Source organism: Chitinophagales bacterium (genome assembly GCA_041392475.1).
In the GTDB taxonomy this organism is placed as follows: domain Bacteria; phylum Bacteroidota; class Bacteroidia; order Chitinophagales; family UBA2359; genus JAUHXA01.
This window is the reverse complement of the sequence record JAWKLZ010000001.1, coordinates 2182618-2207679: the sequence shown is the minus strand read 5'-3', so window position 1 is coordinate 2207679 and position 25062 is coordinate 2182618. Positions and strand designations below refer to the sequence as shown.

The following is a 25062-nucleotide window of genomic DNA, read 5'->3' as shown; positions in this document are numbered from 1 at the left end:
CTTGATATGTAGGAATCGTATCTTTAGGTTTTCATTTTTTTTGTAACCTGATAAAATCCAAACTTATGCAGTTCACTTTTTATGGACATTCGTGTTTTAGTGTCACTATCAAGGGCAAAAATATTCTTTTTGACCCATTTATTACACCCAATCCCAAAGCAAAAGATATAGATGTTAACAGTATCGAAGCAGATTATATTTTATTGTCGCATGGACATGGTGATCACGTAGCCGATGCCTTGACAATTGCAAAAAATACAGGTGCTACGATTGTTTCTAACTATGAAATCATAGATTGGTACAAAAGTCAGGGTTATGAAATCGGTCATCCTTTGAATCATGGAGGTGCTTGGAACTTTGATTTTGGAAAAGTAAAGTATGTCAATGCCATTCATGGGAGCGTTTTACCCGATGGTACTTATGGCGGTAATCCTGGTGGTTTTGTGATTACTTCTGACGAAGGCAATTTCTACTTTGCAGGAGATACCGCATTAACCATGGATATGAAGCTGATACCTAAGATTACAAAATTAGATTTTGCTGTTTTACCCATTGGTGATAATTTTACAATGGGCTACAAAGATGCGATTATTGCAGCTGAATTTGTGGAATGTGACAAAATAGTGGGTGTACATTACGATACTTTTGGTTATATTGAAATTGACAAAGACGTTGCAAAAGCAGCTTTTACTTCAAAAGGAAAAGAATTGATTTTGATGAAGATTGGTGAAACGAGAGATTTGTAATCAGTAATTTATGTGACCAGTGATTGGTTATTAGTTGAGTTGCATTGTTTTTTTATACAATTGATTCAATATTATAATATTGCACAACTGATAACCATTCACTAATCCACCAGTCACCATACTATACAAGCAAAAAAAAAATATGGCAGCAAAAATTATTACGATTGCAAATCAAAAAGGTGGAGTTGGGAAAACCACAACAGCCATCAACTTAGCAGCGAGTTTGTCCATTTTGGACTACAAAACGCTCTTGGTAGATGCTGACCCGCAAGCAAATGCAACTTCAGGGGTGGGAATTGACCCTAAAACGGTGAAAGTGAGTATTTATGAGTGTTTGATTGGCAAAGCCGACATCAAAGACAGCATCAAAAATGTGGACAGCCCCAATATGTATTTGCTGCCTTCACACTTGGATTTGGTCGGCGCAGAATTGGAGTTGATAGACCATCCCGAACGGGAAATATTGATGCGTAAGGCTTTGCAGACCATCAAAAAAGATTTCGATTTCATCATTATTGATTGTTCTCCTTCTTTGGGTTTGATTACCCTCAATGCACTGACGGCTGCCGATTCGGTTTTGATTCCTGTTCAATGCGAATATTTTGCACTTGAAGGATTGGGTAAACTGCTGAATACTATTACAATAGTTCAAAAGCGTTTGAATCGAAAACTACAAATTGAAGGTATTCTACTGACCATGTTTGACACCCGTCTTCGTTTGTCAAATCAAGTTATTTCGGAAGTAAAGCGACATTTTGCAGGGATGGTTTTTGATACAGTTATTCATCGAAATACAAGATTGGGAGAAGCACCAAGTTTTGGCAAATCGGTGATTATGTACGATATACAAAGCAAAGGTGCAATCAACTACATCAATTTGGGCAAAGAAGTGTTGAAAAAGAATGGATTGAAGGTGGTAAAGTTTGGGTGAGAGAACGATGGACGATTTATCAACCCAAAGTATCAACTTAACATCGACAGAATCAATAGAAAAAGCATCCATCTGTAAATATCAAATAGAAACAACAGCATCAAAATAGTATGGCAAAAAGACCTAAAAAAGAAGCATTGGGAATGGGCATTCGCTCACTATTATCGGACTTCAACAATGCGGAAGACGAAAAGGAATTGCTCAACACCGTTCTGGAAATACCTTTAGAAGACATTGAAGCGAATCCCTTTCAACCTCGGAAAGATTTCGGAGAGGAATCACTGCAAGAACTGGCGGACTCCATCAAAACTTTGGGATTGATTCAACCGATTACCGTTCGAGAATTGGAAAACGGTAATTTTCAGTTGATTGCAGGAGAACGACGGCTTCGGGCTGCAAAATTAGCAGGCTTAGATACGATTCCTGGTTATGTGGTTTTGGCGAATAAACAGTTTATGCTGGAAGCAGCTTTGGTGGAAAACACACATCGTAAGGACTTGAATCCCATCGAAATCGCCATGAGTTACCAACGTTTGATTGATGAATGTAAACTGACTCACGAACAGGTTTCGGAACGAGTCGGTAAAAAACGCTCGTCTATTACCAACGAACTTCGCTTATTGAGTCTACCTCCGATGGTAATTGCTGCACTGAAGAATGGCGATCTCACCAAAGGTCACTGCAAATATTTGCTGAGTGGTGAATTGAAGTCAGAAGATCAAATTGCTATTTGTCAAGAAATTATAGAGAAAGAGTTATCTGTCCGTCAAACGGATGCTTTGATTAAAAGTTGGCAAAGTGCCAAGAAGAAGCCTTCTGCTTCAAAAGACGATAAACCCGATTTGTTCCTGCAAAGGGTGACGGACGATTTGGCCCGCTATTTTGATACAAAGGTCGAAATCAATGCGAATCCGAAAGGCAAAGGGAAAATTACCATTCCTTTTGGGTCGAATGAGGAATTGAATGAGTTGTTGAAGAAGATGAAGGGGTGATTTGTTCAATGCAAATAACCTTCTCTTTTACAATGCCAATAAGAATATGATAAATCATTATACTTCAATAAATCCTTCATTGGTTCAGCACTGTAAATACACCCTGCACAAGTATTCACTAATGTACTGCTTTCTCTTAAACGTTCTATTGTTTCGACATCTTCTACTTCAATAGGTATTCCCATTTCGCAAAAATAGTGCATACCTTCTACTCCAAAAGCTTGAATTTCAGGATATGGAGAATAAAGCCATTTTTTGAGTTCTACATAGTTTCTCGAATTCACAAGTTCAAACATATCAATAGCAGATTGCGGCATCGGGCTATCCCCTATAAACCCACAGCCTCCCGTACTGTATAAATAGGGGCTTCTTGGATTCAACTGTCCATAAATGGAGATGGGGTGTAGAGCAAATAAGAGCAAACAGAAAAGTAGCAGGGATAATTTCAGTCTGACAGTAATTTTCAACTCCAACTAAAAACATAAAAAATGAGTGCAAGTATTACCACATATAGTAGTAACAATGGAAGCATAGCCAACAAAGTCTGTTTCCAATTAAATTGATTGAATAGCTTAACCCCTTGATAAACAATATTGGTTGATGCAATCCATCCTAAAAAAGATATGGAGTTGATAAAATGGCTTTTATTCCAGTCGAATAAATTCCAATCCATTTCATTTATAAATACCACCACAATGAATCCAAACAAAGTGGGAATCAACGAATATGCGACCGTTGCTTCAATCTCTGTAAACGCTGCTTTTCCTACTATTGTATTTCCTATCCAATAAATAACTGAACTTAAAGCAAATACAAAAAACAAGGTAATAGCAATACCCAAACATAAACCTCCAATCTGCACTAAAAAAACTGCTTCACTTGTGTTTTGCACATCGTTTAGGATAGAAATAATTACGCTGTAAGCCACGATAATCCAAATACTTTTTCTATGTAAATCATCGGAATATTCTTTTCCCAGTTCCTTCAAAGTAGTCACGGGATTCCATAAGATATTAAGAAGTGAAGTCATTGATTTTTAGTTTTTATTTTCTGCAATATATACTAAATGAATCCAATAATCAAAAGCTATTATTGATAAAAAACACGAAGCAACGCCCAACCCCAAACACTTCGTCAACTACTCCAAAAACAATATCGTATCTTTAGCTCTCCAAATAAAAGCGATTTTCAAAAACGGAATACATGCGTACAATCCAATTTCTCATCCCTTTCTTATTCCTACTCTTGGGCAATCCCCTAAACGCCCAAGAACTCGACCCTGTTCAAATTATACCACCCGATACCATCCCTACTACTGCCATAGACAGTATTCCATTAGTAAGCATCAATGCTGATTCAGTGGTCATTGCAGCGAGGAAAAACCCAACCTTGCTGCCCGATTCTGTCTTGCGAAAGCACTCCAAACGGGCGGCAATGTGGTCTTTGATTCCAGGAGGTGGGCATCTTTACAACAAACAATATTGGAAAGCACCCGTTTATGCAGGGCTTTTTGTAGGGGGAGCAGCCACCACAATTCTCCTCAAAAGCGAGTACAATACCTATCAAAACGCCTACAAAAGTCGTCTGGACAATCAAGTGCTGCAAAATCCTGATTACCAAGAAAGCGCACAAACTGCAAATTTAAGTTTGGTAGAATTGCGGGAAAAACGAAGAACAGCAGGGCGAAACTATACCGTAGGGTTCACCAGTACCGCCATTATCTATGGTGCCAACATCATTGATGCCTTTGTCAGCTCCGAAATCAAACGCAAAAACCGCCCACATTCTCCCCTTCGTGCGGCCACACGCTCGGCATTATTGCCAGGATTGGGGCAGGTGTACAATCGCAAATATTGGAAAATTCCGATTATTTATGGACTCTTGGGATTCACAGGTTATCTAGTTGTCGACCACTTCAAAAACCGACAACTCTTTCGAGACCAATATCTTGCCCTTACCCGTGAAGGCTATGGTGACCCGCCATTGACCTCCCCTTTTTACCAAACAGACACAAATGCCCTCAATGCTTTTGAAAGTCGTGACCGTTTGTTGTCCATTTCCATTCTGTTTACAGGCTTGATTTATGCCATCAACATCATTGACGCAACGATTGACGCACACCTCTATGATTTTGATGTAAGTGACGATTTGAGTATCCGAGTCGAACCTAATTTTGCGCCCGATGAATTTGGCAGAATGGGATTTAGAGGAGTAAGATGGGTAGTGGATTTTTAGCCAGTGAAGATTGGAGCTAAGATTCTACAAATCAATTTATAAAAAAATATCTAATGAACTTATCGTTTTTGGATTAAATTCACTTAATATCTAATTACCAATCACTAACTAACCTTCGATTTCCTAATAAAATAATTGAAAATACTCGGAACAAACCGCTTCGCATAAATCGCTAATTTTTCAGTTCCTCCAATATACACCTCTTCTTTTTGACCTTCAATCGCCTTCAATGCTTTTTGAGCGAACACATCTGCGGGCATCCTTTTGTACGCACTTTCTTCCTCCTCACCATACAAACCGCCGTCAGCCGTCAGTGATTTGGTCAGCAAATTGGAGGACACAAAACCTGGGCAAATCATGGTAATCTTCACCCCATCCTTAAAAACTTCAGCTTGCAGAGCATCAAAAAAACCGTGCAAAGCGTGTTTTGATGCCGCATAAGCCGAACGCATAGGCGTTCCAAACTTACCCGTCAAAGAGCTAATCACTGCAATTTGTCCCGATTTATTGGCAATCATATTCGGTAAAACAGCTTTGGTAACAGCCACTGTGCCAAAATAATTAACATCCATAATTTGCTTATGTACTTCCATTTCGGTATCTTTTACCAAACCTCTAAAACCTCGTCCACCATTGTTGACCAAAATATCTATTTTGCCAAAATGCGCAATACTTTTGGCTGCAATTGCAGGAAGTTCATCGTGTTTTGCGAGGTCGAGAGGCAAAATGAATACTTCTGCCGATTTGTTTTTGCAGTTGTTTTTCACCCTTTCCAATTCAGATTCCCGACGAGCAGAAATCACCAATTTTGCCCCCCTTTCATTGAAGGCATAAGTCAAGGCTTCTCCAATTCCAGAAGAAGCACCTGTTACCCATACGACTTTGTTTTGATAGTAATTTGCCATAAGCGCAAATATAAGGAGAAAGGCGAATTGAATAGGAAGTAATTTTTATTTTAACTTTGGATAATTCTTCCATCAGTTACAAATTGAAGGACAAACAAGTGCTTTGAATGAAAAAATTAGTGATGTACCTATTGTTGTGCCTTTTTTCATGGACTTTGACCGCCAAAGAAGTGCCAAAGGTGATTCATTTCTCTAAACAACAGTATGCAGGGCAAAATCAAAATTGGTCTATCACTCAGGGGCAAGACCTGCAAATGTATTTTGGAAATGCACAAGGACTATTGCAGTTCAATGGAAGTCAGTGGAATACACTTCAAATTCCGAATCAGCAAATTGTTCGTACAACCTATTGTGATACCGAAGGCAACATTTTTATAGGAGGATTCGGAATGTTTGGTTATTGGCACACCGAAACCGATGGCAAATACCACTATATTTCTTTGGTCGAAAAAATTTCAGAACCACGCATTTACGAAGAAGAAATTTGGCATATTTTTGAACACGAACAACACATTTATGCTCAGTCCTTTTCGATGATGTATCGCTTTGACCGTGATGCAGATACAGTGATGGTTATCAAGCCACCTTCCAACATCATGTTTGCAAGAACGCTTCAAAATCAACTTGTTGTACCTGTGTTAACAGAATGTTTGTATGAACTTAGTCCTCAAAATACTTTTCAAAAAGTCCGCAATAGTCAACTTTTTCAAGATAAAAAAGTGGCTGCAATTTTGCCCACTATTAGTGAAGATACTTATCTGATAGGCACACAATATTCAGGTATTTTTCAATATGATGGTAAAAACTTCAAAAGTTGGCAACTGCCTATCAACGGTTTATTGAAGCAATACCAACTCAACAAAGGGATTCGCCTACAAAATGGAGATTATGCGTGGGGAACCATTCGCAATGGCGTGTACATCACCGATTCTGTTGGTAATATTCGTTACCACCTCAACCAACAGAACGCCCTCCAAAACAACACCATATTGGCACTTTTTGAAGATTCAATGTGCAATCTTTGGGTAGGCTTGGACAAAGGCATTGACTTAGTAGTGTTGGATGCACCAATCGTATATGCCCACGACAAAAATGGTGAAATTGGCACCGTTTATACCGCAATTCTCTTTGAAGAACAGCTATATATAGGCACTAATCAAGGTTTGTTTTATAAGCCGTGGCAATCAGATTTTAACCAAGATTTTCAACACATTGAAGGAAGTCAAGGGCAGGTTTGGGATTTGCAGTTACTCAATGGGCAACTACTTTGTGGACACAATTCAGGAACTTTTTTGGTCGAAAACCATCAGTTGAAGCCCATTTCATCCGTCACAGGTGGTTATCGCTTGATTGCACATCCCCATATAAAAAACACACTTTTACAAGGAACTTACACAGGTTTGGTAGTCTTCAAGCAAGATGAACAAGGTAGCTGGATTTATTCCAATCGCATTGAAGGAATCAGCATCCCTTCCAAGAAAATTGGTTTTGACAAAAATGACTGGCTTTGGGTAGCACATCCCCAAAAAGGACTGTTTCGCACAAAACTAAACCAACAATTGACCAAGGCTGAAAAAATCCAATCTTTTGATTTACAAGACGGTTTGCCTTCTGTATTCAACCTTTCCTTATTCGCTTTTGAAGAAAAAATGGTGGTCAAATCCGATTCGCTTTTTATGACCTTCAATGAGGATCTACAAAAGTTTGAGCCGATTACTTCAATGAACAATATTGTATTAGAATCAGGAAAATATGAATTTACAAGAGGAAAAAAGACAGACTGGTTCAAAATTTATCCCAATTATATCCAATACTTCAATGGCAAAGACGAACTGCAATTGTATATTAGACTTGTTCGGCTCGATAATCAGTGAATAATAAATTATTGAAAATATTTAATGATTTATTATTTTATGCTTAAAACACTCATAAACAAATGTTTTGAAAAAGAGTCCTATATTTTGATTATAACAAATGTTTTTCAAGAGGAAAATAATTGCACACAACAAATCACTTTTCACATAACTCTATCATAATCAAATCCGTACAAGTCTATTTCATTAGTGCCCAACCACGAAAAAATTGTCTTGCTCAATGACACCACTTATTTGCTTTGTTTAGACGATGGTTACGGACTATTCTATCCCAAAAATCACCACGATAAAGATTCATCCCACAATGATTTAAGTACATTGCAGCCGATGATTGGTCATTTACAAATCAATGGCAATACCATTCCCTTCAATGCGGTCAATGAGCTACCTCAACCTATGATTTTCACACCTTCTGAAAACCATCTTCAATTTCAATTTGCAGTCCCTCACTACACTTATCCAGCAAAAATACGCTACCGACTACAAGGCTTTGAAGAAAAATGGTCTGCATGGGACAACCATACAAACAAGGAATACACCAATCTAGGTAAAGGTACTTATGTCTTTGAGATCCAATCCGAACTATCAAAAAACATAACAGCATTTACATTTGAAATTGAACCCCGATGGTACGAAACCGCTTGGGCAAAATTTTGTTACATGGGAATTTTCATTGCCTTGCTCTACATATTGCTGCAATGGCACGAACGCCGTTTGGAATACCAAAAAAGGCAACTCGAAGTAAAAAGAGAACGAGAACTCCACCGCCAGCGCATCGAAGCCAACAATGATCGACTCCAAATAGAGAATGAAAATAAAACCCGACAGTTGGCAGATTCGACCATGAATCTTGTCCGCAAAAACGAAATTCTTATCCAACTCAAACAAGAACTCAACAACTTCAAAACCGACTCAAATGGTAAAACAAACAAAGCAGAAATCAAAAAATCACTGCAATTGATAGACGAACACATCAGCAGTGAGGATGATTGGTCGGTTTTTGAAGCCCATTTCAATCAGTTGCATGGAGAATTTTTCAAAAGACTAAAAAACGATTTTCCTGAATTGACACCGGGCGACCTTCGATTGGCAGCTTACCTCAAAATGAATTTATCTTCCAAAGAAATCGCTCCCTTGCTCAATATCTCCCTCCGAGGAGTAGAAAACAAACGCTACCGATTGCGGCAAAAAATGGGCTTAGATCCTTCAACCAACTTGACCGAAATGATGATTCAATATTGAAGCAAGAAAGGAGTAAAACCTCTATCACATTACCTTCTCAAATCACTGAATCGTTCCTTCATTTCGATTTATATTCTATTTCTCGTCTATGCTAAGATGGTGAGGTGTTTTTCTCGCTTTTTTTATCACACAGAAGTTATGAAAGAGTGCATTAAATTCATTATCAATAACTAATCAAAAATTGAATTGACAAAAATATACCCAAAAAACAGTAATGGCGTAGTAGTAGTGAGGTATTTTATTCGTTTTTCGACTTCAAAAACTATAAATTTGTTGGATAGTAAAACGAATCACTAGCCAGATTCATCTGCCTAAAGCAATGCACAAACAAAATGTTAAATCCTAACAAACTTATCTTTATATGGGAAACTATAAACCTTTACTCTTACTCAAATTTGTCGTTTTAGTTACTTGTTTAATCTGTTTTTACTCCTCTTCAATTTATGCCCAACGAACCGTCACAGGTCAAATCACAGGAAGTGATACCAATGAACCACTTCCTGGTGTGAATGTGGTGATAAAAGGTGCTGCGAAAGGGACGGTTACTGACTTTGATGGAAATTTTACACTGAGTGTAAATGTTGGTGAAAATATCCTTGTTTTTTCCTTCATTGGCTATAAACCACAGGAACTAGACATTAGTGGGCAATCGGTTATCAATGTTCAATTGGCAATAGATGCTGAGCAATTGGATGAAGTCGTGGTAGTTGGTTATGGCACCATGCGAAAAAGTGACCTGACAGGGTCGGTCTATTCCGTCAAAGGAGAAGACTTGGTGAAAGTACCCGATGCCAATGTCATTCAAGGACTTCAAGGAAAAGTTCCCGGCGTACAAGTCAGCAGTGTTTCGGGAAACCCCGGTGAAAATCCAGTGATTCGCATTCGAGGAGTGTCAACTTTTTTGGCTGGAGCATCTCCTGTTTTTGTCGTAGATGGAGTAATCCTAAACGACATTGGTTTTCTCAATAACAACGACATCGAATCCATTGAAGTGCTTAAAGATGCTTCTTCAACAGCCATTTATGGAACAAGGGGTGCAAATGGAGTAATTATCATTACCACCAAAAAAGGCGCAAAAGGCAGACCTGTCATCAATGTTGGCAGCACTTACAGTTTAGAATATGTGCCGAATACCATAGATTTATTGGATAGCAGAGAGTTGGCACAAATTGTCAATCTGATTCAGCCAGGACGCTTCAACAATATAGACATCCTTCCAAATACCGATTGGCAAAACCTTATCTTTGAGGACAATGCGCCTATCCAAAAATACGATTTGTCTATTTCGGGTGCAGACGACAAATTTGCCTATTATTTGGGCGGAAGTTACTATGACCAACAAGGAATTCTCTCCAAATCTGACTACCAACGCCTTTCATTGAAGCTCAACAGTAGCTTTAAAGCCAGTAGTTTCATCACCTTAGGAACCAATCTCACCTTTTCAAAAGAAGACAAAACTAATCCTCCTGGTGTAGTTGCAGCCGCATATCGTGCTTGGCCAACCTCCGAGCCATTCGATGCAGATGGAAATTTTTTAGAGATTGATGGGGCAGGTAATCCATTGGCAACCATCGAATATTCCAATGATTCGTTTGATCGATATAGGGCTGTGGGGAACTTATATGCAGATGTGAATTTCCTAAAAGACTTCACTTTCCGTACCAGTTATCAAACAGATTTGCTCTACTTCAAACAGACCATCTTTTCGCCTGTGTTCTTCGTTTCGCCTACTCAACAAAACGAAATCAACGACTTGACGAAAACCACCAAAGACGAATCTACATGGATTTGGGAAAACACCTTGCGATATGACAAAACATTGGAGAACCACCGCTTTGACGTACTCGTAGGCTACACTTCTCAAGAAACCAGCAAAGACGAAACTCGAAATACGGTGGAGGATCTCATCAGAGAGGACCCAGAATTTTGGTATATCAGCGCAGGAGACGCAACAACACTTGATGCAACAACCTCTCTGGAAAACTATTCTTACATTTCCTATCTTTTTCGATTGAATTATGTCTTGAATGACAAGTATTTATTTACAGGAACTTTTCGTCGTGACGGTTCTTCCAAGTTTGGGCCTAACAACCGTTATGGAAATTTCCCTTCTTTGGCTTTGGGATGGCGCTTGTCAGAAGAACCTTTTTTAGCAGAATCAGGATTTAGCACATTGAAATTAAGAGGAAGTTGGGGAATCAATGGCAATGACAGAATACCTTATCAAGCACGGTTTTCGAGAGTGAATAACAACGATTTGGAGGCAGTCTTTGGTTTTGACGAAGAGCTTTTTCCCGGGGCTACGCTAACCGATGCGGGCAATCCAGATTTGCAGTGGGAAAATACCGAAACCTTCGATGTGGGTTTAGACTTTGGATTGTTTGACAACAAATTGACAGGAGAAATTGAATATTACAACAAACAAACCAACAAAGTACTCGTGCCACTTTTACTACCTGCCCATTTTGGCAATGGCGCATTTCGCAGGGTGAACTTCAATGCTGCCGATGTCAACAATTCGGGCTTAGAATTTTATATCAATTGGAAAGAAAAACGAGGCAACTTCAATTACAGTCTGGGCTTTTTGGGTTCTACCGTAAAAAATGAAGTAACAGATGTAGGTGCTGCAGACGAATTCATACAAGACGGAAACCTAAACAATGGACAATTGATTACCCGCACCGAAAAAGGCCTGGCAGTAGGAACTTTCTTTGGCTACAAAGTAGCAGGTGTATTTCAAAACGAAGGCGAATTGACCTCTTTCCCAAGATTATCAGGTCAAGATGTAGGTGATTTTCGTTACGAAGACATCAACAACGATGGTGTCATTAATGCAGACGATAGAACCGTTATTGGGTCTTATATTCCCGATTTTATGATGGGCGTGAATCTGCAATTTGGCTACAAAAACTTTGAATTGCTGGTAGACATTCAAGGACAATTTGGCAACGAAATCTATAACGGAAAACGTGCTGTCCGTCCCGAACTTTACAACTACGAAGCCTCCATTCTTGACCGATGGACAGGTGAAGGCACGAGCAATACCGACCCCCGATTGACCACAGGTGGTGGAAATTACACCCCTTCAGATTGGTTCATTGAAGATGGTTCTTTTGTACGTCTTAGAAGTATCGCATTGAATTACACCTTACCTGCCTCTCTCAGCGAAAAGCTGCACCTCCAAAGAGGAACTCTTTTTGTGAGAGGTACCAACCTTTACACCATGACCGATTTTACGGGTTACAGTCCCGAAATCGCCAGTCAAAATGTGTTGTCATCTGGTATAGACTTAGGAACATATCCCGTAACGGCCGTATATTCTGCGGGAATTAATTTAACTTTTTAAAGATATTCACTCAAATACAGATTAAGACTACAAAAGTTTTAAAATTTTTTGTAATCTCTATCAAGGTCTTAAAGAAGATCTGTGAAACCCCAAAACCCAATTTAAATCTGTGATAAAAAATGAAAAAAATTACGATATACTTATTCATCTTCCTTGCAGCAATCAGCAACTACCAATGCTCCGAAGACTTTTTAGACAAAGGATTGCTTTCTGAAGTCGAAGAAACCGATTTTATGACAAGCGAATCCGATGCCATCTTAGCCACCAATGCAGCCTACAATGTACTGCGAGATTGGAGGTATCATGGAGGATATCCGATTTTGGACATCATGTCAGACGATGCTAGGAAGGGTAGCAACCCAACAGATGCTATTCAAATTCAAGCATTTGAAAATTTTTCTTACACACCCAGCGAAGGAGCAGTAACGAATTGGTTTACGACCCTTTATTTAGCGGCCAAACGCTGCAATTTGGTGGTCGAACGTGCTCCTGATATAGATATGGATGAAACATTAAAAAACAGATTAATTGGCGAAGCACGATTTATCAGAGCACTCACCTACTTCAATTTGGTTCGATTGTATGGCGGTGTTCCCATCATTACAACCATCAACCCCGAAAGAAAAGTAGCCCGTAACACTGCCGAAGAAGTCTACAACCTCATCAAAGAAGACTTGCTTTTTGCAGCTGAAAACCTGCCCGAAAAAAGCCAATACGACTCCGAAGATATGGGAAGATCTACACGAGGAGCAGCCAAAGCATTGCTTACGAAGGTGTATTTATACCAAAAAGATTTTGTCAATGCCGAAAAATACGCAATTGAAGTCATCAACTCAGGTCAATATTCCCTTGAACCCAATTTTGAACGAGTATTTTCCAAAGATGGTGAATTCGGTTCAGGTTCTATTTTTGAAATTGGCGCACGTCCCGAAGACTTTCAAAATGGCGGACACCAATATGGCAATACGCAAGGGTTTAGAAGTAATCCCAACAGAGGATGGGGCTTCAATCGTCCATCTTGGAATTTAATCACTTTCTTTGAAGAAGGCGACCCTAGACTCGATGCAACAATCATTTATATAGGCGAAACCTTGGATGGTATTACGATGGGCAACGATTCAGCTACCCCTGATACAACTTATGCAGATACAGCCAAAACAAAAATCCTCGAGATTGAATGTTACAACCAGAAAGTATGGATTCCAGGCACAGGCCCTTTGGAATCTTGGGACCACAATGTGCGGGTGCTTAGGTTGGCGGATGTTATGTTGATGGCAGCCGAAGCCATGAATGAAAACGGTAAAACTGCCGAGGCTTTGACTTATGTAAACAAAATCCGAGAACGTGCAAGAGGTGGAAACAACAACATTTTGCCTGATATCACTTCAACAAGTCAATCTGATGTGCGAGATGCAATACTACACGAAAGACGGGCAGAAATGGCAATGGAACAAAACCGATTTTTTGACTTAGTTCGTACAGGACGAGCCGCAGAAATTTTAGGGCCATTAGGATTTGTAGCAGGAAAACACGATTTATTCCCTATTCCTCAAAGCGAAATTGACTTGTCAGAAGGATTGCTCACACAAAATCCCAATTGGTAAATAAAGACAATATGTATGCCTAATACTACTTTGTAGAAAAAGTATGTATTTTTATTTAAAAATCAGGATGTAAATGCTTTAGAATGCCCATAAAAGAAAATCGAAAGCAAACCTAAAATTTATTGATAATTTTTATTTTTTTACGTTAAAATTTATTCGTTTATGAAATCATTAAAATTTTACCTATTGGCCATAGTTGCAATGGGTGTTTTATTTAACACAGGTTGTCAAGAAGATGACCCTTCTCCACTGAATGTACTAACTATCAATGCGGCTGGTACGGATCTTCAAAGTGGTACACAAACAGTAATAGACTTGAATGGAAGTTCTGCTGCAACAGATGTTCCTTTAGATGCAACCATTACCATTACTTTTGACACAGATATTGATGTTGCTACTGCAACCAGTTCCAATGTTAGCATCAGTTCTGCATCTGGTAGTGTTGCTGCTACAGTTACAGGTTCAGGTAAAGGAATTACCATTACACCCAATGCAGAATTGGCGAGAGGAACAGACTATACGCTTACTTTAACTTCAGGTTTAGCAAGTTCAGACGGTGGAGGTTTTACTTCTACAACCCGTAGTTTCAAATCCGCAGGACGTTCTGACGTTGCTCCTCCAAAAGAAGCAGACCAATTGGCATATTGGAACTTCAATGGTAACTCCAATTCTTCTAACAACAACTACAATGGTACAGACATTGCAGTAACTTATGGTGCAGACCGATTTGGAAACCAAGAAAGTGCGGCATTCTTTGATGGTGATGCGAGCATCATTGAAGTAGCCAATGGTGACCAATTTTTGAAAGGTGGAAGTTTTACTTTAAGTTATTGGGTACGAGTGGATTCTGTTGACCATGTTGGTGGACACTTTGTTATGGGAATTGGTGATGTTTATGGCTTTTTTATTGAAGTTCAAGGTGGTTTAGGTGGAATGAAAATCACTCAGAGATACGAAAGTGCAGATGCTACACTTGCCAACGATTTCTTTGTGAATGCAGACGGTCAAGATGCCAATAATGGCGGTTGGATTGGAGTCGAATTTGAAAAAGACCTTACTCCAACTAATGGTTTGGGTTCTTTACTTGATCAAAAATGGGCACACATGGTTTGGGTGTATGACGCAGGTACCAACAAGCGACACGTCTATATCAATGGTCAATTGATTGAAACTGACAACTTGAACAGCCCACCAAGTCCAGCTTTGAACAACATTACCGGTGTTACTTTTGATGACAGCGATGCAGGTACAGATGTCATTGGAAAAGGGTTGGCTTTCGGATTTAACCACGACATTGCCACCACTCACTGGGACAATGAACCTTGGGGTGGATACGATTTTCCTGATGCCAATCACTTCAAAGGTGGTTTGGACGATGTGCGTATTTTCAGCAATGCTTATTCTGCAACAGATGTAGATCAGTTGTACAATGCTGAAAAACCATAATCATTGCATTGATTTTCAATTTATTAACCATTAGTATTTTTTACTAAAAATCAAATATCAAACCTCAAATATCGTATATCCACATTGTGAGATGTAAGATTAAAGATAGACGAGGTTTGATGTTTGATTTATCAATTCTCCATTTCCCCCTATGAACCCTTTCTCCAAAACCTTTCTTTTTCTTTTCTTCAATGTATTGCTGCTGATTACCGCATGCAAAAAAGATGGTGGAGACACGCCAAAACCTACTCCCGACAAACTGCAGATTACCGCAGCAAGAGTTGGTATCCTCAATCTGCAATCCAATCAGACAACAGAAAACATTGAAGTCGGCAAACCCATTGTCATTAACTTCACCCATGCCATTCAACTATCATCGGTCTTAGGAGGAAATTTTCAACTGCAAAGCCTTGCAGGAGAAGCGATAGAATTGACCTACTTTTTTTTGGACAACAACAAAACCATCTCCGCCCAACCTAAACAAGAATTGCAGACTTTCACCGATTACCAAGTCATTCTCAACGATAAACTCAAAGGAGAAAACAACGAAACCTTCGATGGAATCACCTACAATTTCAAAACTTTGCGTCCAGATTTAGAACTGCAATCCATCACCCTCAATGGCGCAGACTTCAATGTAAACGGACGCATCATTGACATTCCACAAGAAAATATAGACATCCAATTCACCTTTTCACATGAAGTAGAATTGGCAAGCCTAAAAGATAAAATACGATTGATTGGCGGCAGTCATAATGTACCTCTCGACTTGACAACCGTTGAAACAATACCCCATACCTTCAAAGTCAACAATCTTGAAACATTGCAGCACATCACCGCCTACAAATTTTTCATCTTTCAAAGCCTCGCATCCATTGAAGGAAATGACTTTGGTGGATTTGACAAAGAATTTTATACTGCAATAGACACCACTCCAAAATTCCCCCTCATTTCAGATGAAGAACTTTTGACCTTAGTACAGCAGCAAACCTTTAAGTATTTTTGGGATTTTGGACATCCTGTAAGTGGATTAACAAGAGAGCGCAACACTTCTGGAAATACCGTCACAACAGGCGGTTCGGGATTTGGATTGATGGCAATTGTCGTCGGCATCGAAAGGGGATTCATCACCCGACAAGAAGGCATTGACCGCCTCGAAAAAATCGTCAATTTCTTAGCTCAAGCCGACCGATTTCACGGTGTATGGTCACATTGGCTACATGGCTCAACTGGAAAGGTCATTCCATTCAGCACCAATGATGATGGAGGAGATTTGGTCGAAACCTCATTTTTGGCAATGGGTCTGCTGACCGTTCGTCAATACCTCAGCGATCAAAACACCCAAGAAAATACTTTGAAAAACGACATCAATCAACTTTGGGAAAACATTGAATGGAATTGGCATACCAAAGGAGGAGAAAATGCTCTATATTGGCATTGGTCGCCCAACTTTGCATGGGAAAAAAACCACAAAATCAGTGGCTACAACGAAGCCTTGATTACCTACATTTTAGCTGCGTCTTCTCCCACACATTCCATTGATATTGAAGCCTACAAACAAGGATGGGCGAGAAACGGCAATATGCAGAACGGTAATTTATCTTATGGAATTACATTGCCATTGGGAAACAACAATTTGGGAGGGCCACTTTTCTTTGAACAATACACCTACTTAGGCATTAATCCTCAAAATCTCAGCGATACTTACGCCAACTATTGGGAACAAACCGCCAATCACACCCTCATCAATCGTGCGTACTGCATTGACAACCCCAAAAATTATGTGGGATATGGAGAATCTTGTTGGGGATTGACTGCAAGCGACGGAAATACAGGTTATTCGGCCCATTCGCCAACCAACGACAGAGGGGTAATCACGCCAACTGCGGCTTTATCCTCTTTTCCCTATACACCCGAAAAATCTATGCAAGCACTTCACCATTTTTACTATGTGTTGGGTGATAAACTGTGGGGACAATATGGTTTCTACGATGCATTCAATCTCACCGAAGGTTGGTATGCAAGTTCTTATCTGGCTATCGACCAAGGCCCCATTGTCGGAATGATTGAAAATTACCGCACAGGATTGTTGTGGGATTTGTTCATGTCCTGCCCCGAAGTACAAAATGGACTGAACAAATTGGGTTTTAACTATTGAACACAGAGAGGCACAATTTTTTTTACTTACTTGACTTGAAAATTAAACGCTGAGATGGAGAGACAGAGAGATGTTTTCTTTTTTGGCATTTTGAAGAAAATTTCTGCTGTTTTGCAAAGTCCGTAGTATTTCAATATTTGTAGAAAAATGAGAAAAGTAATGTCAAACTTTATAGGAGTTTAACCTAATACAACCATTGACAATCAATAGCTTTTAACCATGAAAAAAAATATTTTCTCCCTAAAATTCTTCCTAATCACTTGCTGCCTCTACTTGGTAAGCTGCAATGTTTCTCCAAATCCTCAAACCAACACAAAAGAACCTGCAAACGCAACCCGTACAAAAGAGAACAAACTCTCCGATGAAGCCCTAATGGACTTGGTTGAAGAACGCACTTTCCAATACTTTTGGAATGGAGCAGAACCCAATTCGGGAATGGCTTGCGAGCGTATTCACACAGACGGAGTATATCCCCAAAACGACCAAACAGTTGTAACCTCAGGCGGTGCAGGTTTTGGAGTCATGGCAATTTTGGTGGGTATAAAAAGAGGCTATATCACCAGAGAAGAAGCCGTTAATCGCTTGGAAAAAATCACCAATTTCCTCGAAAAAGCCGACCGATTTCATGGCGTTTGGCCACATTGGATGTATGGCGAAACGGGCAAGGTAAAACCCTTTAGCAAAAAAGACGATGGTGGCGATTTGGTCGAAACTTCGTTTATGGCACAAGGTTTATTGTGTGTCCGCCAATACCTCAAGGATGGCAATGAACGTGAAAAAGCCTTGGCAGCCAAAGCCGATGAATTGTGGAAAGGCATCGAATGGGATTGGCACAGAGGCGCAGACAAAGAAAATGTATTGTTTTGGCATTGGTCGCCCAACTTTGCATGGGACATGAATTTTCGGATTAGAGGTTACAATGAATGTTTGATTACCTACGTCTTAGCAGCTTGTTCGCCTACACATGGTGTACCAGCAGAAGTCTATCACGAAGGTTGGGCAGAAGGCGGCAAAATAAAAGACGATCTACCTGAAAAATACGGCTACCAATTGCCGCTTCGCCACCAAGCCGCACCCGAATTTGGTGGACCTGCTTTTTGGGCGCATTATTCCTTTTTGGGATTGAATCCCAATGGGTTGAAAGACCAATATGCCGATTATTTTGACCACAACCGCAAACACATTCTCATTAACCGTCAATTTTGCATAGAGAATCCAAACCACTTCAAAGGATACAGCAAAGACAATTGGGGCATCACCTCAAGTTATTCTATGAAAGGATATGCAAGCCACAAACCCGAACAAGATTTGGGAGTCATTGCTCCTACTGCTGCCTTAGCTTCAATTCCTTATACACCCGAATACAGCATGGATGCCATGCGTTTTTTCTATGAAGAATTGGGTGATACCTTAATGGGACCTTATGGTTTCTACGATGCCTTTAGTATTCAAGACAACTGGTTTCCTCGTAAATATTTGGCAATTGATCAAGGGCCGATTGTAGTGATGATAGAAAATCATCGAAGTGGAATGTTGTGGGACTTGTTCATGTCTTGTGAAGAAATACAAAATGGATTGAAGAAACTGGGGTTTGAATACAAAAAATCATAAAATTTTTAATACAATAAAAATGAAGAAGATCATACTGATATTATTGGCATTAGTGAGTATCCAATCGCTTATTGCACAAGACAAAACCGAACAAAAAATAGAAAAACTCCTCTCCAAAATGACTTTGGAGGAGAAAATCGGACAATTGACCCTTTATACCAGTGGTTGGGACCAAACAGGGCCTGTATTGAGAGATAACTACAAAGACGATGTGAAATCAGGGCGATGCGGCAATTTGTTCAACGCCCATACTGCTAAATACAACTATGATTTACAAAAGATTGCAGTAGAAGAAACCCGTTTGGGAATACCGCTATTATTTGGTTATGATGTAATCCATGGCTACAAAACCATTTTCCCTATACCATTGGCGGAAGCGTGTAGTTGGGATATGGAAGTGATAGAACAATCCGCACATTTATCAGCCAAAGAAGCAAGTGCAGGTGGTTTGCATTGGGCCTTCAACCCTATGGTCGATATTTGTCGAGATCCTCGTTGGGGCAGAATTTCAGAAGGTGCAGGCGAAGACCCTTATTTGGGTAGTCTCATTGCTGCAGCCAAAGTGAAAGGTTATCAAGGAGATGATCTTTCAGACAAACACACCATCTTGGCTTGCGTCAAACATTTTGCAGCTTATGGCGCAGCACAAGCAGGTCGAGATTACCACACAGTCGATATGTCCGAGAGAGTCTTACGGGAAGTCTATTTACCCCCTTATAAAGCTGCAATTGACGCAGGTTGTGCTACCATTATGACTTCCTTCAATGAATTGGACGGTGTTCCTGCTTCTGCAAATAAATATTTGTTACAGGATATTCTGCGAAAAGAATGGGGCTTCAAAGGTTTTGTTGTCACGGACTATACTTCCATCAACGAAATGGTGCAGCATGGTTTTGCAGCCGATGAAAAACACGCTGGTGAATTGGCACTCAATGCAGGGGTGGATATGGACATGCAAGGAGCTGTTTTTCAGAACAATTTGCAGGTATTGGTCAAAGAAGGGAAAGTAACTGAAAAAGACATTGACGAAGCTGTCCGCCGAATTTTGCGCTACAAATACAAGCTGGGATTGTTTGAAGACCCTTATCGCTACTCGGATGAAAAACGAGAAAAAGAGGTAATGTTTTCGGCAGAAATGATGGAACACGCACGAGAGGCAGGACGGAAGTCCATTGTGTTGTTGAAAAACGAAGCCGTCAATGAGCAGCCTTTGTTGCCGATGTCCAAAAGCACTGCAAAAATCGCCTTGATTGGGCCTTTGGGGGACAATCAAGAAGACGTTTTGGGATCGTGGCACGCTTCGGGCGATGTTTCCAAAGTCGTAACCCTTCGCAAAGCCTTAACCGATGCACTCCCAAAAGCCGAAATTGTGTATGTAGAAGGCGCAAAAATGGACAATGAGACTGAAGAAGGTTTTGACGCAGCCATTGAAGCGGCAAAAAATGCGGATGTGGTGATTATGGCGATTGGTGAAAATTACCGACAAAATGGAGAAGCTGCCAGCCGTAGCAATTTGGATTTGCCAGGTGGTCAGCAAGCCCTTTTAGAAGCGATTCACGCAACAGGTAAGCCTATCATTGCGGTAGTCATGGCAGGTCGCCCCCTGACTATTTCATGGATGGACGAAAATATCCCTGCAATTGTAAACGCTTGGCATTTAGGTACAATGACTGGACCTGCAATCGTTGATGTTTTGTTGGGTGACTACAACCCTTCTGGCAAATTGGTGATTACTTTCCCTCGAAATGTAGGGCAAATTCCGATTTATTACGCCATGAAAAACACGGGACGACCTTTTAATGCAACAGACAAATATACTTCAAAATACATAGATGTTCCCAATGAACCTTTGTATCCTTTTGGATATGGATTGAGTTACACGACCTTCGAATACAGCGATTTGAAGGTCAACAAAACCGAAATGGGTATGGATGAAACCTTGGAAGTTTCGGTTAAAATTACCAATACTGGTAAAATGGATGGCTTGGAAACGGTGCAATTGTATATTCGTGATTTGGTGGGTAGCACGACTCGTCCTGTCAAAGATTTGAGGGCATTCCGCAAGGTGTCTTTGAAGGCGGGAGGAGACGAGACAATCACCTTCAAATTGACTTCGGAGGATTTGAAGTATTACAATCAGCAAATGGAGTTTGTGGCAGAATCAGGTGATTTTAAGGTGTTTGTGGGAGGTAGTTCGGTAGATGTGTTGGAGGCGGATTTTACTTTGAAGTAAGCAAATGAATGAATATTTAGAATAAAAACCATCTCGCAATGAAATACTTCTACTTCTCGATATTATTAGCATTCCTTTTTGTCTGCACTTCTATGCAAAAAACGGATTTTAAATCTTCAACTACTGCAAAAACAACCTTTGAAAATACAGGCAAAAAAAATGTCATTTTCATATTAAGTGATGACCACCGATACGATTTTATGGGTTTTACAGGCAAAGTACCGTTTTTGGAAACGCCCAATATGGATAGAATGGCGAGAGAAGGAGCGCATATCCAAAATGCTTTTGTGAGTACTTCACTTTGTTCACCAAGTCGGGCTTCAATTTTGACGGGGCAATATACGCACCATCATGCAGTGGTCGACAATCAATCTTTGGTACCAGATAGTGCAGTTTTCTTTCCAAAATACCTGCAAAAGGGTGGTTATGAAACCGCTTATATCGGCAAATGGCACATGGGCGAACACCATGATGATCCTCGCCCTGGCTTTGATTATTGGGCGAGTTTCAAAGGACAAGGTAACTATTTCAATCCTTCAATGAATGTAAATGGCGAGCGAGTGGAATATACAGATAGCAGTTATGTGACGGATGTATTGACCAAATATGCTGTAGAGTTTTTGGACAATCGTCCGAAAGAAAAACCTTTTTTCATGTATTTGTCACATAAAGCCGTTCACTCCGACTTCGAACCTGCTCCTCGACACAAAGATAAATATGCCAACGAAAAAATTGACTACCCGCCTACCATGTTTCCTCCTGAACATGAAAGAGCAACGGTCGATACTTCTGAATACAACTACAAGGATGTCCCGAATTGGGTGAAAGCGCAGCGATACAGTTGGCATGGAGTGGATTATATGTACCACGGTCAAATAAAATTTGACGATTTCTACAAACACTACTGCGAAACACTGTTGGCTTTGGATGAAAGTATTGGAGAGGTATTGGATTATTTGGAGAAGAATGATTTGATGGAAAATACGGTGGTTTTTTACATGGGGGATAATGGTTTTTCATTTGGTGAACATGGACTGATTGACAAACGACAGGCTTATGAAGAATCTATGCGTGTGCCTTTGTTGGTGATGGGGGAGGGGTTGATACCCGCTACTTCAAAGGTGGAGGAGGTGATTCAAAACATTGACATTGCGCCTACTATTTTGGATTTGGCAGGGCTTGAAACTCCTGCAAATATGGATGGGGCTTCGTTTGTGCCTCTATTGAAGGGCGAGGATATGGACTGGAAAGATACAATTTACTACGAATATTTTTGGGAGCGACCTTTTCCACAAACACCTACCGTTCACGCAATTAGAACAAATCAATACAAATACATTCGCTACCACGGTATTTGGGATATCAACGAACTCTATGATCTAAAAAATGACCCACAGGAAATGAATAATTTGATTCGGAATCCAGAATATACGAAGTTATCGGAGGAATTGCGGGATAAATTGTTTGATTGGATTGAAGGTACAGGTGGAGGTCAGATGCTTTTGAAGCGAGATAAAGGAAGGCGGTTTGACTATCAGTATCATGGAACATATTGATCTACACATCTATTTGGTCAAAAATCCTGCTGAATCGCTTCCAATCTTTTGGGCGGAAAGTGACTCCTACCCAAATTAATACAGAGATAATGAGGCTGAAACCTACAAATTTGAAGATGTCTTTGAGGGCAGCAGTTGCAGAAGGGTTTCCGAAAAAAGTGTGCCACCATGAGTCATTGACCTGCAACCACGCTTGTCGGTAGGTTTCATCCGTAATGGTGATACCCATTTTTAAGAATACAATTAGTTGAGAAATAAGCAGCCCCAATGCAAGGGCTTTGAGCATTTGAAGTGGTGGAACAGGGGATGCCAGAATGAAACTCATGACCACAATTATGGGCAAAACGGCGTACAGCCAAACATCAAATTGATAGAAAACCGTTTTGACAGTAGCACTTGTATCTCCGTGTTTTGCTTTGCGTTGTACTTCTGCAATCATCTTTTTGCTGATGATGTCCATTTTTATATTGAAGGGTGTTTTTTTAGGATTGCTTACCTTAAATTGTACCAATCCATTCGAGCCAAAATCTTCAAAAACATAGGTATTGATTTTATTGAAGGTTCTGGTGAAAGATACTCCCCACCAAGAAAATAAGCCTACTAATAGTAGATAAAATACCAAGACTTTTGCAGCAAAAAATAGGATAGGTTTGAGTGAAAACATGGTTGAATACTGACTATTTGGTGATGCTAAATGACTTTGGCTATTTTGCTTTCACTGTCCGGAGAGCAGCTTGTTTTCGCATCACCCATTGAACCCAAACCAACCAAGTGACAATGGCTAAGATGATGAAAATTACCTGCCATACTTCAACGTGCATAAAGTCGAAAAAACTGGGTATGTAAACACCCACCAAAAACAAGGAAATAACACGCAATAGGTTCATAATTGCTAAAAATGCGCTGCCTACCAGTACGCCAGGCCATTTATAGTTGAACGCTACGGGGAAAACCAAAACAGCAGTGGCAAAGAGTGCAATGGGTTCAATACCATCGCAACCTGTCTCGACTTTAATCGAAAAAATGGAGGAAGATACAGAGCTACCAGAAGCAGTAGTGCCTTGTCCAAATAGATTCAAAATCCAACTTGATATGCTAGCGTTGACATTGGCAACGTGGGCAAGTATATTTTCTCTAAAGAAATCGGTATTGAAGAAAGCATAAAATATAGCCATGATGACAATAAAGCCGACAATAAATAACAAGATTGAAGAGCGTCCTTTACTATTGGATTTTCTTTTTTGAGATTTTTTTGAGGTATGGTTTGTAGATTTTTCTTCCATGATTTTTTAGTCTTTCAATTGAAGTAAATTTATCGCTGCAAATATAATTTTATTCTATCGAAAAACAATAGTGCTAAAGGTGTATTGCGGTTATTCATTGTTATAACAGAGGTTTTTAGTTTATAAAAGTAATCTGTTCATTGTCAATAAGTGGTAGTCTTTTGAAGCGAAGTAGAAGCTGGGCTGTCGCTACAACATCTTGTTGACAGTACTTGTGGATGCGTTCCAGACCGTCTTTTTCCCAATAAACCGTTGCCACTTCTTTGCCTTCCATATCGCTTTTGGGTGTAGGAATGTCTAAAAGGGTGGCTAAAAGATGGAGAGAGGTGAAATTTTTGTAATCACCAAATTTCCAAGCCCTCATGGTATCAATGTAGGGAACTTCCCATGGCTTCAATGCGTTGATGTCAAGCATATTGGGAAGCGGCAATTGGTGAATCACGGCACGGCGGCACATATAAGGTATGTCAAACTCCCGAATGTTGTGTCCGCACAAAAAATAACGAGAGGGATTGTTGAAGTGGTTTTGAAGTAAATTCAGAAATTCACCAAGGACTTCTTTTTCATCATGACCATAAAAAGATTTTACCCGAAAACGGTACGGCTCATCCTCATTTTTGTGGGTGAAAAAACCCGCAGAAATACAGACAATTTTTCCAAACTCTGCATATACGCCCGATTTGTCAAAGTAATATTCACTCTCGTCTGCCTCTTCTGGTTTGAATCGGTTGATTCTATAAGACCACAATTTTTGCATTTCTTCCGAAAGTTCTTCAAATTTTGGCGCAATGGGAACCGTTTCGATGTCTATAAAAAGTATATTTTGTAGTTTTGCCTGTTGAATCATAGCGATATGTCAAAATTTTGAATGAATAAAGGTCTTTATTTAGAAGATATTTT

The 25062-nt window shown here is 39.9% G+C and carries 19 protein-coding genes; 13 read left to right on the top strand and 6 right to left on the bottom strand.

From position 1 onward, the window contains the following. Positions 1-65 precede the first annotated feature (65 nt). From R3E32_08145 to R3E32_08135, 3 genes are all read left to right on the top strand, one after another. Entirely contained in the window at positions 66-746 is a 681-nt protein-coding gene (locus R3E32_08145) for a metal-dependent hydrolase (protein MEZ4884680.1), read from the top strand. Positions 747-888: 142 nt separating this feature from the next. After that, on the top strand, positions 889-1677 hold the full coding sequence (locus tag R3E32_08140) for an AAA family ATPase (protein ID MEZ4884679.1): 789 nt from the start codon (positions 889-891) through the stop codon (positions 1675-1677). 110 nt (positions 1678-1787) lie between these two features. Continuing rightward, positions 1788-2669, top strand: a complete 882-nt coding sequence (locus R3E32_08135; GenBank protein MEZ4884678.1) for a ParB/RepB/Spo0J family partition protein — start codon at positions 1788-1790, stop codon at positions 2667-2669. A gap of 5 nt (positions 2670-2674) precedes the next feature. Here the strand turns inward: R3E32_08135 and R3E32_08130 are convergent, their stop codons facing one another. Together R3E32_08130 and R3E32_08125 are read right to left on the bottom strand one after the other, a co-directional pair. Beyond that, positions 2675-3049: a hypothetical protein gene (locus R3E32_08130; GenBank protein ID MEZ4884677.1), complete on the bottom strand. Its 375-nt coding sequence runs from the start codon at positions 3047-3049 to the stop codon at positions 2675-2677. Positions 3050-3132: 83 nt separating this feature from the next. Then, on the bottom strand, positions 3133-3699 hold the full coding sequence (locus tag R3E32_08125) for a YIP1 family protein (GenBank protein ID MEZ4884676.1): 567 nt from the start codon (positions 3697-3699) through the stop codon (positions 3133-3135). 173 nt (positions 3700-3872) lie between these two features. Here R3E32_08125 and R3E32_08120 point away from each other — a divergent pair, with 173 nt between their 5' ends. Next, complete coding sequence (locus R3E32_08120) at positions 3873-4904, top strand: DUF5683 domain-containing protein (protein MEZ4884675.1); 1032 nt, start codon at positions 3873-3875, stop codon at positions 4902-4904. 104 nt (positions 4905-5008) lie between these two features. Here R3E32_08120 and R3E32_08115 read toward each other — a convergent pair whose 3' ends face one another. Further along, positions 5009-5809 carry an SDR family oxidoreductase gene (locus R3E32_08115; GenBank protein ID MEZ4884674.1) on the bottom strand — a complete coding sequence of 267 codons (801 nt, stop codon included), beginning with the start codon at positions 5807-5809 and terminating at the stop codon, positions 5009-5011. A gap of 107 nt (positions 5810-5916) precedes the next feature. Between R3E32_08115 and R3E32_08110 the strand changes: the two genes are divergently transcribed. The 9 genes from R3E32_08110 (at position 5917) to R3E32_08070 (ending at position 22879) form a co-directional block, all read left to right on the top strand. Next, positions 5917-7683: a hypothetical protein gene (locus R3E32_08110; protein ID MEZ4884673.1), complete on the top strand. Its 1767-nt coding sequence runs from the start codon at positions 5917-5919 to the stop codon at positions 7681-7683. 189 nt (positions 7684-7872) lie between these two features. Further along, positions 7873-8925 carry a hypothetical protein gene (locus tag R3E32_08105; protein ID MEZ4884672.1) on the top strand — a complete coding sequence of 351 codons (1053 nt, stop codon included), beginning with the start codon at positions 7873-7875 and terminating at the stop codon, positions 8923-8925. A 361-nt stretch (positions 8926-9286) separates the two neighbouring features. Beyond that, on the top strand, positions 9287-12271 hold the full coding sequence (locus R3E32_08100; GenBank protein ID MEZ4884671.1) for a TonB-dependent receptor: 2985 nt from the start codon (positions 9287-9289) through the stop codon (positions 12269-12271). A 119-nt stretch (positions 12272-12390) separates the two neighbouring features. Next, a complete protein-coding gene (locus R3E32_08095) occupies positions 12391-13875 on the top strand; it encodes a RagB/SusD family nutrient uptake outer membrane protein (protein MEZ4884670.1) in 1485 nt (494 codons plus the stop codon). A 162-nt stretch (positions 13876-14037) separates the two neighbouring features. Next, the gene (locus tag R3E32_08090; protein MEZ4884669.1) at positions 14038-15321 is read left to right on the top strand and encodes an Ig-like domain-containing protein; all 1284 of its coding nucleotides are present in this window, start codon (positions 14038-14040) and stop codon (positions 15319-15321) included. Between the two features lie 151 nt (positions 15322-15472). After that, a complete protein-coding gene (locus R3E32_08085) occupies positions 15473-17479 on the top strand; it encodes a glucoamylase family protein (GenBank protein ID MEZ4884668.1) in 2007 nt (668 codons plus the stop codon). Between the two features lie 219 nt (positions 17480-17698). Then, complete coding sequence (locus R3E32_08080) at positions 17699-19090, top strand: glucoamylase family protein (protein MEZ4884667.1); 1392 nt, start codon at positions 17699-17701, stop codon at positions 19088-19090. Positions 19091-19109: 19 nt separating this feature from the next. Beyond that, entirely contained in the window at positions 19110-21323 is a 2214-nt protein-coding gene (locus R3E32_08075) for a glycoside hydrolase family 3 N-terminal domain-containing protein (GenBank protein MEZ4884666.1), read from the top strand. A gap of 38 nt (positions 21324-21361) precedes the next feature. Continuing rightward, a complete protein-coding gene (locus R3E32_08070) occupies positions 21362-22879 on the top strand; it encodes a sulfatase (GenBank protein ID MEZ4884665.1) in 1518 nt (505 codons plus the stop codon). A gap of 1 nt (position 22880) precedes the next feature. Here the strand turns inward: R3E32_08070 and R3E32_08065 are convergent, their stop codons facing one another. From R3E32_08065 to R3E32_08055, 3 genes are all read right to left on the bottom strand, one after another. Beyond that, on the bottom strand, positions 22881-23543 hold the full coding sequence (locus R3E32_08065) for a hypothetical protein (protein MEZ4884664.1): 663 nt from the start codon (positions 23541-23543) through the stop codon (positions 22881-22883). A 40-nt stretch (positions 23544-23583) separates the two neighbouring features. Further along, on the bottom strand, positions 23584-24162 hold the full coding sequence (locus R3E32_08060) for an archaeosortase/exosortase family protein (protein MEZ4884663.1): 579 nt from the start codon (positions 24160-24162) through the stop codon (positions 23584-23586). Between the two features lie 115 nt (positions 24163-24277). After that, a complete protein-coding gene (locus tag R3E32_08055) occupies positions 24278-25009 on the bottom strand; it encodes a 3'-5' exonuclease (protein MEZ4884662.1) in 732 nt (243 codons plus the stop codon). Positions 25010-25062 lie beyond the last annotated feature (53 nt).